14 protein-coding genes are annotated in these 13,552 nt (G+C 55.3%); 3 read left to right on the forward strand and 11 right to left on the reverse strand.

The genetic code is table 11. The annotated features are described in order from the left end of the window. The first annotated feature begins 202 nt into the window (after window positions 1-202). Entirely contained in the window at window positions 203-835 is a 633-nt protein-coding gene (crp, locus tag ACSF8X_RS00745; RefSeq protein WP_027250650.1) for a cAMP-activated global transcriptional regulator CRP, read from the forward strand. A 180-nt stretch (window positions 836-1,015) separates the two neighbouring features. Next, on the forward strand, window positions 1,016-1,198 hold the full coding sequence (locus ACSF8X_RS00750; protein ID WP_500850476.1) for a hypothetical protein: 183 nt from the start codon (window positions 1,016-1,018) through the stop codon (window positions 1,196-1,198). Between the two features lie 23 nt (window positions 1,199-1,221). On the opposite strand, the gene ACSF8X_RS00755 is transcribed toward ACSF8X_RS00750, so the two are convergent. From ACSF8X_RS00755 to rpe, 8 genes are all read right to left on the reverse strand, one after another. Then, window positions 1,222-2,016, reverse strand: a complete 795-nt coding sequence (locus ACSF8X_RS00755; RefSeq protein WP_500850477.1) for a DUF1338 domain-containing protein — start codon at window positions 2,014-2,016, stop codon at window positions 1,222-1,224. Between the two features lie 79 nt (window positions 2,017-2,095). Beyond that, window positions 2,096-3,571: a succinylglutamate-semialdehyde dehydrogenase gene (gene astD, locus ACSF8X_RS00760; protein WP_500850478.1), complete on the reverse strand. Its 1,476-nt coding sequence runs from the start codon at window positions 3,569-3,571 to the stop codon at window positions 2,096-2,098. Between the two features lie 10 nt (window positions 3,572-3,581). Next, window positions 3,582-4,592, reverse strand: coding sequence for an arginine N-succinyltransferase (gene astA / locus ACSF8X_RS00765; RefSeq protein WP_047877848.1), 1,011 nt, complete (start codon window positions 4,590-4,592; stop codon window positions 3,582-3,584). Between the two features lie 107 nt (window positions 4,593-4,699). Continuing rightward, on the reverse strand, window positions 4,700-5,917 hold the full coding sequence (locus ACSF8X_RS00770) for an aspartate aminotransferase family protein (protein WP_500850479.1): 1,218 nt from the start codon (window positions 5,915-5,917) through the stop codon (window positions 4,700-4,702). Window positions 5,918-6,339: 422 nt separating this feature from the next. Next, window positions 6,340-6,918 (reverse strand): aminodeoxychorismate/anthranilate synthase component II, encoded by a 579-nt coding sequence (locus ACSF8X_RS00775; RefSeq protein ID WP_047877846.1) that lies wholly within the window; start codon window positions 6,916-6,918, stop codon window positions 6,340-6,342. 112 nt (window positions 6,919-7,030) lie between these two features. After that, window positions 7,031-8,047: a tryptophan--tRNA ligase gene (gene trpS, locus ACSF8X_RS00780; protein ID WP_047877845.1), complete on the reverse strand. Its 1,017-nt coding sequence runs from the start codon at window positions 8,045-8,047 to the stop codon at window positions 7,031-7,033. 84 nt (window positions 8,048-8,131) lie between these two features. Beyond that, window positions 8,132-8,821: a phosphoglycolate phosphatase gene (locus tag ACSF8X_RS00785; protein WP_047877844.1), complete on the reverse strand. Its 690-nt coding sequence runs from the start codon at window positions 8,819-8,821 to the stop codon at window positions 8,132-8,134. Next, window positions 8,821-9,495 (reverse strand): ribulose-phosphate 3-epimerase, encoded by a 675-nt coding sequence (gene rpe, locus ACSF8X_RS00790; RefSeq protein ID WP_047877843.1) that lies wholly within the window; start codon window positions 9,493-9,495, stop codon window positions 8,821-8,823. Before rpe ends, ACSF8X_RS00785 begins: the two co-directional genes overlap by 1 nt. Before the next feature lie 168 nt (window positions 9,496-9,663). Here rpe and ACSF8X_RS00795 point away from each other — a divergent pair, with 168 nt between their 5' ends. Then, window positions 9,664-9,879, forward strand: coding sequence for a DUF2970 domain-containing protein (locus ACSF8X_RS00795; protein ID WP_047877842.1), 216 nt, complete (start codon window positions 9,664-9,666; stop codon window positions 9,877-9,879). Window positions 9,880-9,899: 20 nt separating this feature from the next. Here the strand turns inward: ACSF8X_RS00795 and dam are convergent, their stop codons facing one another. From dam to aroB, 3 genes are all read right to left on the reverse strand, one after another. Beyond that, window positions 9,900-10,724, reverse strand: a complete 825-nt coding sequence (gene dam / locus ACSF8X_RS00800) for an adenine-specific DNA-methyltransferase (RefSeq protein WP_047877841.1) — start codon at window positions 10,722-10,724, stop codon at window positions 9,900-9,902. Window positions 10,725-10,828: 104 nt separating this feature from the next. Continuing rightward, window positions 10,829-12,451 (reverse strand): AAA family ATPase, encoded by a 1,623-nt coding sequence (locus tag ACSF8X_RS00805; RefSeq protein ID WP_500850480.1) that lies wholly within the window; start codon window positions 12,449-12,451, stop codon window positions 10,829-10,831. 11 nt (window positions 12,452-12,462) lie between these two features. Further along, window positions 12,463-13,542, reverse strand: a complete 1,080-nt coding sequence (gene aroB / locus ACSF8X_RS00810) for a 3-dehydroquinate synthase (protein ID WP_500850481.1) — start codon at window positions 13,540-13,542, stop codon at window positions 12,463-12,465. Window positions 13,543-13,552 lie beyond the last annotated feature (10 nt).

Here is a 13,552-nt window from a genome sequence, read left to right on the forward strand (position 1 = left end):
CACACTTATGACTAGAAAATGGCCATTTCCGATAGATCAATATCAAGAAATACGCGCCGAAAAAAGATAAACTCTGAGCTAATTATTCAAGTTGACTTGCAGCCCGGCAGGTGACTGAATATCCTAAACGACGAACAAGAGGCCCAGCCTTGAATTATAGGGACGTCGTTGTTGGGCATTAAACGCAGAGGAAGTTAGTAATATGGTTCCAGGTAAACCTCAAACAGATCCAACTCTAGAGTGGTTTCTTTCCCATTGTCACATTCATAAATACCCTTCAAAGAGTACTTTGATCCATGCTGGCGAGAAAGCAGAAACCCTCTACTACATTGTAAAAGGTTCTGTTGCCGTCCTGATCAAGGATGAAGAAGGCAAAGAAATGATCCTGTCTTACCTAAACCAGGGCGACTTTATCGGTGAACTTGGTCTGTTCGAGGAAGGCCAGGAGCGTACCGCTTGGGTACGTGCGAAGACTCCGTGCGAAGTTGCTGAAATTTCATTCAAGAAATTCCGCCAGCTAATCCAAGTAAATCCGGATATCCTGATGCGCCTGTCTGCTCAGATGGCTCGTCGCCTGCAGGTAACCAGCCAGAAAGTTGGCGACCTTGCCTTCTTGGATGTAACCGGCCGTATCGCACAAACCTTGCTGAACCTTGCCAAGCAACCGGATGCAATGACGCACCCAGACGGCATGCAGATCAAGATCACTCGTCAGGAAATCGGCCAAATCGTTGGCTGCTCGCGTGAAACCGTTGGCCGCATCCTCAAGATGCTGGAAGAGCAGAACCTGATTTCTGCCCACGGCAAGACTATCGTTGTCTACGGTACACGCTGATAGCCACCATAATTGAAAAAAGCCGCACTAGCGGCTTTTTTTATGGCTGCAAATAAAAAATCGCTATAGCGAATAAGTTTGCAATAATTTTCACTATTTTTTCACTTGAATCCTGCCCAACAAGTGCTACATTGCGCATATGGAATTTGCGCTTATACAACATTGACCGGAGATTAAGATATGGATATCGAGCGTTTCTCCCCGCACCATACCACTTTTAGCCCTGCCGTGATTGCCCCGCTACCGACAACCGTCGAATTGACCGGCTTTAGCGGCAGCAGACACTACCTAGAACAACAAGAGCCGCCACGCCATAGCAGCCACGGCTATGATCTGCCTCCCCTCGATAACATCAGCCACTGAACAACGCGGACAATCACGGTGATCTATTGGTGAGTACTCTCGAAAATTTTGTCGGCAGATGCCTCGACAAAACCAGAGAACAGCTCACCATCCTCATCAGGATAACGCTTGGCAAATTCGTAAAAGCCTCCGGGGATAGCATAGGTTCCATCACTGAACCCAACCACGACCCGGTCGGCCATCGTGGACGATTGTTCAAGCATCACCTTGGCACTGCCCTTTACATCCCCGCCAGCCTCGTTAATCACAAAGCCATTGTGACGTAGCAGGTGATTGACCTCCCGTACCTCAGTGAACTGCTCGAGATGGTTGAGGCTCACCGTGAAATGGTTGGCGCCAAAGCCATGGGCAGCCAGCCAACCGCCATACTCACTCTCTGCCAGCAGCAACTCATAAGTGGCAAAGTCCAGCTCCCACTGCCGTCCGCCATATAGGAAGGCCGGATCACGCAAGGACGTCTCCGGCATCTGGGCCACCAGCTCTCGTACCGTCTGCTGGAACAACGAGCTGAACTGCCCCACCATCAGCTCGCTGATAAACACCTTGGGAGCCAGCGGGTTGGGATGCTCGAAATGCTCGGCGTAGAGTTTCTTGCCCTCGAAACGGTAACGCCCCTTGGGTTGGTAGCCAATCGCAATGAAGGGAGCAGCCAAACGGTCAAGGCCCACCATCGGTAAATTGAACGTTCGTAGGGCAATGTGATCGTTATGCAGCGGCTCCTCCTCGGCTAGCAGATCGTGGATCTGCAATGCCGAGGGACAAAGGCGTGTGACATAGTCCTGCCACAGCCCATTAAACAGTTGCTCTACCCTTTCCATGATGATGATATCCTCACGCTAGTCGGTTCGAGGGGAATCAACGCTCTCGTGGTAACTCGCGCTGGTTACAGAACGCACTCTAAAAAACGATACCCGGCGCCAACTTGTCGGGCAATTCTGCCTGCCCGCCCTCAAGCGTAGCCATCGGATAGGCACAATAGTCGGCGGCATAGTAGGCACTGGGACGCAGATTGCCAGATGCGCCGGGGCCACCAAACGGCGCATCGCCACTCGCCCCAGTCAACGGCCGGTTGCGGTTAACGATCCCGGCCCGGATATGCTCGACAAAATACTGCCATTCGCCGTCGTCCGTCGATATCAAACCGGCAGACAACCCATAACGGGTGTCATTGGCCATAGTGACGGCATCGGCCAAATTACGATAACGGGCAACTTGCAACAGCGGGCCGAAGTATTCCTCATCAGGCAGGGTGGCAATAGCACTCACATCGATAATACCCGGCGTCACAACCGCCCCTTGCCCGCGGGTTGAACGTAGCAGGGTTTTGCCCCCCAAATTCTCAAGATCGGACTGGGTACGGACAATCGCATCGGCAGCCTGATCGGAAATCTGCGGCCCCATAAACGGCGCCGGATGATCAAACGGCCCGCCAACCCGCAACTGGGACGCGACAGCGACCAGCCGCTCAAGCAGGGCATCACCGACCTCCCCACGAGGAAGATAAAGGCGGCGAGCACAAGTGCAACGCTGCCCGGCACTGAGAAAGGCCGACTGAATAATAGTGTAGACAGTGGCATCGAGCTCGCCACAAAATTCAGAGACAACCAACGGATTGTTGCCCCCCATTTCCAACGCCAGCATCTTGCCTGGCTGGCCGGCAAACTGGCGGTGCAACAGGTGGCCAGTATGGGCACTGCCGGTAAACAACAGCCCGTCGATACCACGGCTGGCCGCCAGGGCCTCGCCAACCGGCCTTGCCCCCTGTACCAAATTGATCACCCCATCAGGCAGCCCCGCCAACTGCCACAGCCGCATGACCCGTTCAGCCACCTTCGGGGTAAGCTCTGAGGGCTTGAAAACCACCGTATTACCGGCCAGCAGGGCCGGGATAATATGGCCGTTCGGCAGGTGGCCGGGGAAATTATACGGCCCGAATACCGCCATTACCCCCAACGGCCGGTGACGCAGGACAGCCTGCCCACCTGCGATATCACGCCGCGTACTGCCGGTACGTTCATGGTAGGCACGCAGCGAAACCGCCACCTTGCCCGCCATCGCCGACACCTCAGTACGGGTTTCCCACAAGGGCTTACCCGTTTCCTCGGCAATCACCTCTGCCAACGCCTCGCTGTGCTCCGTCACCAAACGGCCAAAGCACTCCACGATTTCCTGACGGTTTTCCAAGTTCAGCCTACGCCAAGAAGGGAATGCCTCGCGCGCAGCGGCAACGGCCAGCTCAACCTGCTCCACACTTGCCGCCGCCCCTTGCCAAATCGACTCTCCGGTATAGGGATTAAAAGAAGCCAGCGTCTCGCCGCGGCCATCCAGCCATTGGCCCGCAATCCATAAACGTCCTTCGTTCCATTGGGACATACTTTTCTCCTTACTGGGTAATCAGACGAACCAGATCGCCCTGCTTAACCTGCAGGGCCTCGGCCATCTCAATTGTCACCACGGCCGCATCACGCAAAACATCCACCTCACCAGCCACCGCCCGGAATCCCTCAAATGACGTATTGGCAACAATGGCATCAATACCGCCTTGCGGCTGGCCGATCTCCACCCGGCATAGACGGGAGTGGCGAACCGACTCTATATTGCGAATATCGCACTCCACGGTCGGGCCCGCGTCGAAGATGTCGACATAACCACGGCAGGTAAATCCCTCTTGCTCGAGCAGGTGGAGTGCCGGGCGGGTCTTTTCATGGACGTGGCCAATCACCGCCTGCGCCTCGGGGCTAAGCAGGTTGACGTAGATCGGCAGCTTGGGCATCAAGTCGGCAATAAACCCTTTTTTGCCAATCCCCGTCAGGTAATCGGCCAGAGTGAAGTCTATCGAGAAGAAATGCTCCTTGAGCCAGTCCCAGAACGGCGAGTTGCCGTCATCGTCGGAGACACCCCGCATTTCGGCGATCACCGTCTTGTCGAAACGGGCCGAATGCTGCGCCATCATCAGAAAACGGCATTTCGACAGCAACCTGCCATTGAGCCCCTCGCGCCATTGCGAGCGAAGGAACAGAGTGCAAAGCTCACTGACCCCGGTGTAATCATTGCCAAAAGTCAGGACCTTGACGACATTATGGACATTGAGCCGGCGCGACGAATGAACGACGGTACTGAGGTGATAGGTATAAAACGGATTGTCGAGCCCTATTGCCGCCTCGATAGCCGTTGTGCCGGCCACCTCGCCGGTCTTGGTATCCTCGGCGACCATAAGATAGCCTTCCGTCCCCGGCGTAGATACCGATTTGGCAAAGCTCTCCTCGGAATGGGCTATTCGACCAGCCAAAATCTCCTCGTTGACCGGAAGCGATGTAAACCCGTGGCCGGACTCCTCGGCACAGGCCAAAAGCGCAGGCAAATCAGCCATTGTAATCGGACGTATAACCAGCATCGAACTCCCTCCTAATGCTATAGCAGCGCAAGCTGTCCCTCATACCCTCCCGGCCTAACCGGGCCCCTGCGGCACAACCGGCCGCAGTATCGACTAGCCAACGATTCTCACGATAAGTAAAGCTTGGCGACGGCCTGCTCGAAGCGGGTCATCCCGCAGTCAAACTCCTCCCGACTAATAACAAGCGACGGCGTGAAACGAACAACGTTAGCACCCGCGACCAGTACCAGCAGCCCTTCTTCGCCGGCAGCGACCAATATATCCCTTGCTCGCCCCTGCCACTCGCTGTTAAGCGCGGCTCCGAGCAGCAGCCCCTTGCCGCGTACTTCGTCGAAAATTGGGTATTTGGCATTGATAGCCATCAGGGCATCGCGAAACCAATGCTCGCGTTCTTTGACCCCAGCCAGCACTTCTGGCTTGGTCACCTCGCCCACCACGGCCTCGGCGACAGCACATGCCAGCGGATTGCCGCCATATGTCGAACCGTGCGTCCCCACTTTGAGGTGCTTGGCCAAGGAGTCCGTCGTCAACATCGCCCCGATCGGAAAGCCGGCGCCCAGAGACTTGGCGGTACTGAGAATATCCGGCTCAACCCCGAGATCCTGATAGGCATAGAAACTGCCGGTACGGCCATTACCCGTTTGCACCTCATCGAAAATCAGCAGTGCCCCGTACTTGTCACACAGCTCCCGAACCCCCTGAACAAATTCAGACGTCGGTGAAATGATCCCCCCCTCGCCCTGCAGCGGCTCCATCATCACCGCACAGGTACGGTCAGAGATATGGGCTGCCAGCCCTTCGAGGTCATTGTAGGCAAGGTGAGTGACATCCCCTGGCTTGGGTCCAAAACCATCCGAATAAGCCGTCTGCCCCCCAACGGTGACCGTAAAGAAAGTACGGCCGTGGAACCCCTGATGGAAAGCGATGATCTCCGACTTCTCAGGGCCAAATTGATCTGCGGCATAACGGCGTGCCAGTTTAAGTGCCGCTTCGTTCGCTTCAGCCCCCGAATTGGCAAAGAACACCTTGTCGGCAAAGCTGTGCTCGGTCAGCAGACGGGCCAGACGCAACGCCGGTTCGTTGGTCATGACATTACTCAGGTGCCATAGCTTCCCCGCCTGCTCGGTAAGAGCGCTTACCATCACCGGGTGGCAGTGGCCAAGGCAGCTAACCGCAATCCCGCCAGCAAAATCGATATACTCCCGCCCATCCTGATCCCAGACCCGAGATCCCTCACCACGCACCGGGATCATCTGCATCGGTGCATAGCAGGGCACCATGACCTCATCGAATACCTGACGATCGACTTTCTGTTCCTTTGCCATAGTCATAATCCTTCTATAAAGCTTGCCCTAAGCATAGTATTTACATTTTATTAACCATTTCCAATAGCAGAAAATGTTTTTCTCTCTGTCTGGTATCTGGCCAACACAACAACATAGGTATATTTATGCGATATTACAGAAAAGTTATTAAGCACTTCGTGAGGAATACTGTTTTTCCTGCAAGGAAACAACAGCTAACCGTTCTCCAACTGCATAATCTTTCCTGCACTTAGAGGTTGGTTAAATGTTAAATAATTGACGGCGATCGCGATTTAACCACAGGGGATCGGCATAAATGCGCTAAATATACTGGGGGGGGGACAAAGAGATAAGTGACAAATAAACAGGGCGAGGCTACGGCCAACCGGCGGCACGGCACACCGCCGGTGAATGACGAGGGGAAAACGCAGTTAGCGCGGGGATCAGTGGCGATGGAGGAAATTAGCCAGCAGCTGGTGCCCCTGCTCGGTCAGGATACTCTCAGGGTGGAACTGCACCCCCTCGATCGGCAGGCTCTTGTGGGCTATACCCATAATCTCATCAAACTCGCCGTCACGCTCGGTCCAGGCCGTCACCTCAAAACAATCCGGCAAGCTCTCGGCACGCACCACCAGCGAATGATATCGGGTCACCGTCAATGGCTGGTTAAGGCCGGAAAATACGCCTTTCCCAGTATGGACAACCGGCGAGGTCTTGCCATGCATCGCCTGACGGGCACGCACCACCTCCCCCCCGAAAACCTGGGCAAGTGACTGGTGGCCAAGGCATACCCCGAGGATCGGCAACTTACCCGCGAAATGGCGGATCGCCGCCAGTGAAATCCCGGCATCGTCAGGAGTGCACGGCCCGGGAGAAATAACCAGATGGCTCGGTGCCAGGGCCTCTATCCCGGCCAGATCAATCTCGTCATTACGCACCACCTTGACCTCAGCCCCCAATTCGCAAAAGTACTGGTACAGGTTATAGGTAAAGGAATCGTAATTGTCGATCATCAATAGCATGGGTCAGTCCACTCCCTGAAAAGTCAGCGGCTATTTTGCCGCTAGAGTGAGGAAAGGCAAGTCCAGACGAAAAAAAACCGGCCGAAGCCGGTTTTCCAATACACTGCAACGCTTACGGGCGAGCAACAAAACCCACTGCCGCATAGGCTTTCTTGAGGGTCTCTGCCGCGCGTGCAGACGCTTTCTCGGCACCCGTCTTCATCACCTCATCGAGGTAGGCGCGGTCGGCACGAACACGGTGGTATTCAGCCTGAATAGGTTCAAGCATCGCCACAATAGCTTCGCCAACGTCTTTCTTGAACGGGCCGTACATCTCAACGCCGGCATACTTGGCTTCGATTTCGGCAAAGCTCATACCTGTTGCCGCCGAGTACAGGCCCATCAGGTTAGAGATACCGGCCTTATTCTCGATATCATGGGCAATACGCGGTGGTGTTTCCGCATCGGTCTGGGCCTTGTTGATCTTCTTGATGATCGACTTAGGCTCTTCCAACAGGGTAATCACGTTCTTGCGGTTGTCGTCCGACTTCGACATCTTCTTGGTTGCGTCCTGCAGACTCATCACACGGGCATTCACCGTTGGGATGTATGGCTCGGGGATGGTGAAGATCGGCTGCTCAGGCGAATAGATGTTGTTGAAACGGGTCGCGATATCACGCGCCAGCTCAAGGTGCTGCTTCTGGTCGTTGCCGACAGGCACTTGGTGCGCGCCGTATAGCAGGATATCCGCCGCCATCAGTACCGGGTAATCGAACAGGCCGGCGTTCACATCGTTCGCGTAACGCGCGGACTTATCTTTGAACTGGGTCATACGACTTAGCTCACCCATCTGGGTGTAGCAGTTCAGCAACCAGCCCAGCTGGGCATGCTCAGGGACATGTGACTGAATGAAAAGGGTGCTCTTCTTCGGGTCTACCCCCACAGCCAGACACACAGACAACGCGTCCAAGGTCGCTTCGTACAGTGCTTTAGGGTCTTGGCGCACAGTGATTGCGTGCAAGTCCACCACACAGTACTGGCAATCGTAATCATCCTGCATCTGTTCCCACTGACGCAGCGCACCCAGATAGTTACCGATACTCAATTCGCCAGAAGGCTGCACGCCGCTCAATACAATGGGTTTAGTCATGATGTGATGTTCCTATGTCACTCAGGGAAGCAGCGGCCTTCGCCGCTGCCTGAAATTCAACGCTAACCGGCAGGGCCGGATGTACTAGCTGCCTAGTCTAACCACTTCTGCCAGATCACTGAAGTGATCCAGCACAATATCTGGATCGCTGGCACTGATTGGCTGGCCGTAGTTGTAACCGTAGGTCAAGCCAACAACATAACACGAGGCCGCCTTGGCAGCCAGAATGTCATTGCGCGAATCCCCGACCATCAGCAGCTCGTGGCTTGCCAGCTGGTGTTTTTCCATCAGCCAATGCAGAGCACAAGGATCGGGCTTTCGTTGCGGGAAGGTATCGCCACCAATCACATCGACGAAATACTCGGCAATCTTATGCTCCTCTAGCAGATGAGGCACAAACTGGGACGGCTTATTGGTAACAATCGCCATTGGGATCCCGGCACGGTGCATTGCAGCGAGGGTCTCAAGCACCCCCGGATAAAGCGCACTTTGGCGATGGCCGCCTTCATCGTAGAAGCGATCGAACAAGCGGCGCGCCTCCTGATGAAGCAGCGGATCGAGATCGGGGGACACGTCCATATCTCGGCTTAAGCAGCGGCCAATCAGAATATCCGCACCATTGCCAATCCAGGTCGTCACCTGCTCTAGAGTCACCCCGGGAAGGCCGAGGGCTTGCATGGTTTGGTCCGCTGCCAGCGCCAAATCAGGCACGCTGTCTAGCAGCGTACCGTCAAGATCGAAAGCAACAAACTTAATGTCTTGTAGCGCCACCATTATCGCTCAACCTTCGCCAGCTCGGCACGCATCTTGTCGATTTCCACCTTGTAGTCAGGCTGGCTGAAAATCGCAGAGCCTGCGACAAACATATCCGCACCGGCCTCGGCGATTTCACGGATGTTGTCGGCTTTGACGCCGCCGTCAATCTCTAGGCGAATCGCACGGCCTGACTCGTCAATGCGCTTGCGCACCTCGCGTAGCTTGTCGAGGGTTGACGGGATGAACGACTGGCCACCGAAGCCCGGGTTGACCGACATCAGCAAAATCATGTCAATCTTGTCCATCACGTAGTCCAGGTGATGAAGCGGTGTCGCCGGGTTGAACACGACACCCGCCTGGCAGCCGCACTCTTTGATGAGTTGCAGGGTACGGTCAAGGTGATCCGTCGCTTCAACATGGACGGTGATCATGGTTGCACCGGCTTTGGCGAAATCCGGAATGATACGGTCAACAGGCTTGACCATCAGGTGCACGTCAATCGGCGCGGTGATCCCGTAGTCACGCAGGGCCTGACACACCGGCGCACCAAATGTCAGGTTCGGTACGAAGTGGTTGTCCATCACATCAAAGTGCACAACATCGGCACCCGCTGCCAGTACTTTCGCGACATCCTCACCCAAACGGGCAAAGTCTGCAGACAAGATAGATGGAGCGATCAAAAAATCCTTCATGTTCAGCCTCTATACGGTACTTACGGAAACGATTATTGGAAAATCGGCGCAATTCTACCCGATCAGAACAATATTGTCTTACCGGATTTGCCGCCCTATCTACGGGCTACACTAGGAAAAGGAGAGGCGTGGCACAACGGGAAAACAGAGAGGAGCAGGTAACGGAGGATGACTAAACCATCACCTAGCGGCGGGGGCAAGCAGCCACCGAAGCCCAACCTAATAAAGAGCGTGGCGGGCGCGCTATTGGGCGTACAATCCGAAGCATGCAGGAAAACAGATTTCAAACAGCCTAGCGCCCTACCGTTCATTGTCACGGGGGCACTGGCTATCGTTATCTTCGTGGGAATACTGATCGCAATTAGTCGCTGGATCGCCGGCTAGGCGTCACCGCGGCTGAATGATCAGTCTGGCTGGGCCGGAAACAGGGCCAACAGCTCATCCACCTTGTTGCGGCTACCGCCATTGCGGCTGATCGTGCGCTTGACCCTCACTACCGAGAGCTCGGCACCGTGGTACAGCCGACGGGTCAGGGTCGTATCGTGGTTTGAAATAAGCACGGGGATCCCCCGCTCTACGGCTGCCCGCTCGGCCACATCAGCCAAAGCCGCCTGATCATCCAGACTAAAACCGTTACCGGCATAGGAGGTAAAATTGGCCGTGGTGGACAATGGCGCGTACGGTGGATCGCAGTACACCACACTCCCCTTACGAGCCCGAGAAAACGTCTGCTGGTACCCCTCGCAGACAAACGTCGCGCGCTTGGCCTTCTCGGCAAAGAAATACATTTCGTCTTCAGGGAAGTACGGTTTCTTGTACGAGCCGAACGGTACATTGAACCCGCCTTTCTTGTTGTAACGGCACAAACCGTTAAAACCGTGGCGGTTCATATACAGGAAATACAGCGAGCGCTGATAAGGGTCCTGGGTCTTATTGAATGCCTCGCGAATATCGAGGTAGGCACCCTTTTGGTTGAATTCAGCCGTAAACAACGCCTTGGCATCACGGACAAACTGCTCCGGCTGCTCTTTAATGATGTTGTAAAGGTTGATCAGATCCGGGTTGATATCTGCCAGTAGGTACTGCTCATAATCGGTATTCAAAAATACCGAGCCCGCACCAACGAACGGCTCTACCAATTTACGTGCAGGAGGCAAGTGGCGCTTGATGTCCTCAACCAGAGAGTATTTTCCCCCAGCCCATTTCAGGAATGCACGATGCTTCTTCATTCGGCTAACCACCAATACCTACTTTGTAACGAAAGGTGGCGGATTGTACACCATTCATGCTGCCTCTGATACCGAAATCCCGGAAATATCTCCCACTATGAACGTTATTTGACGCGATCCATTTCAAGCTGAATTTGGCGGAATGACTTCGCCCACGGTTGAACAGCCTGAACCCGAGCTGGCAGCGAATCCTCAGCCTCGCGGGCTGCGGCAACATTGCGATAGTTGCCTGTCACGACAATAAACCACGGCTCACCACTACGCAGGGTCCGATATACCGTTGCTTTCCCCGCCATGTCGTAATCTGCCAAAAACTCCTCGGCCGCCTGCAACGAGCGTACTGCGGCAAGCTGCAAGGCATAATGCTGCGGCGGGTACTGGCGCAACGTCGCCCCCAACTCAGCTTTCGCTCTGGCTTTTGACTTATCCGCCGGTGGCGTTTTTGGCGCGGCTTTAACCTCAGGGACCGGCTTGGCCGTTGGCCGCTTCGTCTCTGCTGCCGCTTGTTTCGGCACGACCGGCGGCTTCGTTACCGTTTGGGCCTCAGGCTTCGCTTTGGGCTCGGGCTTTAGTTCCGGAGCAACTACCGGCACCGGTTCACGTTTTTCCTCGGCGCTTTTCGGTTCAAGCACCGGCTTGCCTTCAGGCAATACGGGCTGCAGCAGATCCTGCTTTGCCACTACGGCATTCTCACCGGATCCACCCACAGCCTGCTCATCGAGCATGGCATCGACAACCGCCGAAGGCACGACAACACGAGGGGGGCTGTCCTTGCGGCCAACCGTCTGCCCTTCCAGCATCACTTCTGGTGGCAGACTCGCACTGTCATCGTAGATACCCGACGCAGGCAGATCTGTATTGCCCGACACCGTCTTCGCATCGGCGGCAACCAAGGCCTGATCCAATTGCTGCTGGTTAATCCCGCCGCTGACAACCGGCGCTGGGGACGGAGCGGGATCCGCTGACCACAGCCACCATCCCAGGCCAAGCAGGGCGGCCGCCCCACCAAGAGCCAGGGCCGCCTTCGGCGAAAATCGATACCCGGCTGTTGCCGTATCATCGCTGTACTGCATCTTCACCAGATCCCCAGGCAGATTCCCGTCCCGTCCCCCGAGTTGCTCACGGTACCAACGCCGGGCGGCAGCATCGAGTTGTAATCCCAAAGCCCGCTCCACGAACAACAGCGATTCCTGTTCATCCAATGCCGAGATATCCACCTCGACCGGGTGTATTTCCTTCGCCGCAGTAGTCTGGTCATTACTGCTGTCCAAACGCCCAGGGAGACTAAACAGCAATACATTCACCTGCGAACCACGGCTCGCCTGTGTTTGCTGATGCCAATCCCAAAGCTCTGCAACCAGTACCGGGCTGAGCAGGTGAGCATCATCAACCACCAACAACATATCAACCCGCTCGCCAGCGAAAATACGCTCGAGGGTTTGTCCTAACGGGTCCTGATCATTAAACACCGCCTTCGGTGCCAACTGTTGCAACAGATAGGCGCGTTGCTGGCTGGCTGTCTGGCTGGCGTGGCAAAGCAAAAGCGCCTGCTGCCGAGCACCTGCCCATGCTTCGAGGTAACGCTGGGAGAGCCAGGTCTTGCCGGCACCGGCAGCACCTGTGATATGGATAAGATTGGAGCTAAAGCGGGTAAGGAACTGGAGACGAGAAAGAAGCTGGGTCTGAGAATCCAGATCCAGCGCCTGCGTATGCATATCTGTGTTCATGGGCTACTGAGTTAGTCGCTGATGGCGCGGCGCAAAATATCTTCTTCCACACCAGCCACCAATTCCGCCTTGCCGATCGCCGTCGGCAAAATCAGGCGCAGCTGGCCAGATAGCACTTTTTTGTCACGCATCATATGTTTGAGATAGCCCGGAAAATCCATTGTCTCAGGCCCCTTAACTGGCAATTTGGCTTTTTCCAGCAGGCTGACGATCCGCTCGACATCCTGCGCGCCGATACGGCCTAGCATCTGTGCAGCTCGGGCAGCCTGGACAGTACCGGCAGCCACTGCCTCACCGTGAAGCCAATTGCCGTAGCCCATTTCAGCTTCAATGGCATGGCCGAAGGTATGGCCGAGATTCAGCAAGGCCCGCACACCGGACTCTTTCTCGTCTGCGGCGACGACATCAGCTTTGATCTGGCAACAACGGCCAATTGCGTAGCTCAATGCATCATTATCGAGAGCCTGAAGGCGCTCGATATTCTGCTCAAGCCAGCAGAAAAATTCACCATCGGCAATAATGCCGTATTTAATCACCTCTGCCATACCGGCCGCAAACTCACGCTCGGTCAGGGTATTTAGGCATTGGTTATCGATGATCACGGCCTTGGGCTGGTAGAACGCACCTACCATATTTTTGCCAAGGGGGTGGTTGACGGCGGTTTTACCCCCGACAGAGGAATCAACCTGCGCCAGCAGCGTTGTCGGGACCTGAACAAAGTCCACACCGCGCTGGTAGCAAGCCGCCGCAAAACCCACAACATCGCCAATCACCCCACCGCCAAGGGCAACCAAAACCACATCTCGGCCATAGTTGCCTTCCAACAGGAAGCTCATAATTTGGTTGAAGGTTTCGAGGCTTTTGTACTGCTCGCCATCAGGCAAGGAGAGCAAAGCAACATCGCAAGAGAGAGAACGGATAGTCCCGATCACCTGTTCGGCGTACAGCGGGGCTACCGTTACATTGCTGACCACGACAACACGTCGTCCGGCAGGGATTGCCGCAGAGAAAAGGGCTGGGTCATCGAACAACCCGGCACCGATTGAAATTGGGTAACTTCTGTCACCGAGATTGACGTTAATCCGTTCCATGGCCAGCTCT

It is taken from the genome of Photobacterium panuliri (assembly GCF_059920555.1).

Coding starts and splice junctions, on each gene's coding strand:
- ACSF8X_RS00770 (WP_500850479.1), bottom strand. CDS start 5,917: ATGGCAAAGGAACAGAAAGTCGATCGTCAGGTATTCGATGAGGTCATG.
- ACSF8X_RS00805 (WP_500850480.1), bottom strand. CDS start 12,451: ATGAACACAGATATGCATACGCAGGCGCTGGATCTGGATTCTCAGACC.
- astA (WP_047877848.1), bottom strand. CDS start 4,592: ATGCTGGTTATACGTCCGATTACAATGGCTGATTTGCCTGCGCTTTTG.
- ACSF8X_RS00775 (WP_047877846.1), bottom strand. CDS start 6,918: ATGCTATTGATGATCGACAATTACGATTCCTTTACCTATAACCTGTAC.
- crp (WP_027250650.1), top strand. CDS start 203: ATGGTTCCAGGTAAACCTCAAACAGATCCAACTCTAGAGTGGTTTCTT.
- astD (WP_500850478.1), bottom strand. CDS start 3,571: ATGTCCCAATGGAACGAAGGACGTTTATGGATTGCGGGCCAATGGCTG.
- ACSF8X_RS00795 (WP_047877842.1), top strand. CDS start 9,664: ATGACTAAACCATCACCTAGCGGCGGGGGCAAGCAGCCACCGAAGCCC.
- dam (WP_047877841.1), bottom strand. CDS start 10,724: ATGAAGAAGCATCGTGCATTCCTGAAATGGGCTGGGGGAAAATACTCT.
- ACSF8X_RS00750 (WP_500850476.1), top strand. CDS start 1,016: ATGGATATCGAGCGTTTCTCCCCGCACCATACCACTTTTAGCCCTGCC.
- rpe (WP_047877843.1), bottom strand. CDS start 9,495: ATGAAGGATTTTTTGATCGCTCCATCTATCTTGTCTGCAGACTTTGCC.
- trpS (WP_047877845.1), bottom strand. CDS start 8,047: ATGACTAAACCCATTGTATTGAGCGGCGTGCAGCCTTCTGGCGAATTG.
- aroB (WP_500850481.1), bottom strand. CDS start 13,542: ATGGAACGGATTAACGTCAATCTCGGTGACAGAAGTTACCCAATTTCA.
- ACSF8X_RS00785 (WP_047877844.1), bottom strand. CDS start 8,821: ATGGTGGCGCTACAAGACATTAAGTTTGTTGCTTTCGATCTTGACGGT.
- ACSF8X_RS00755 (WP_500850477.1), bottom strand. CDS start 2,016: ATGGAAAGGGTAGAGCAACTGTTTAATGGGCTGTGGCAGGACTATGTC.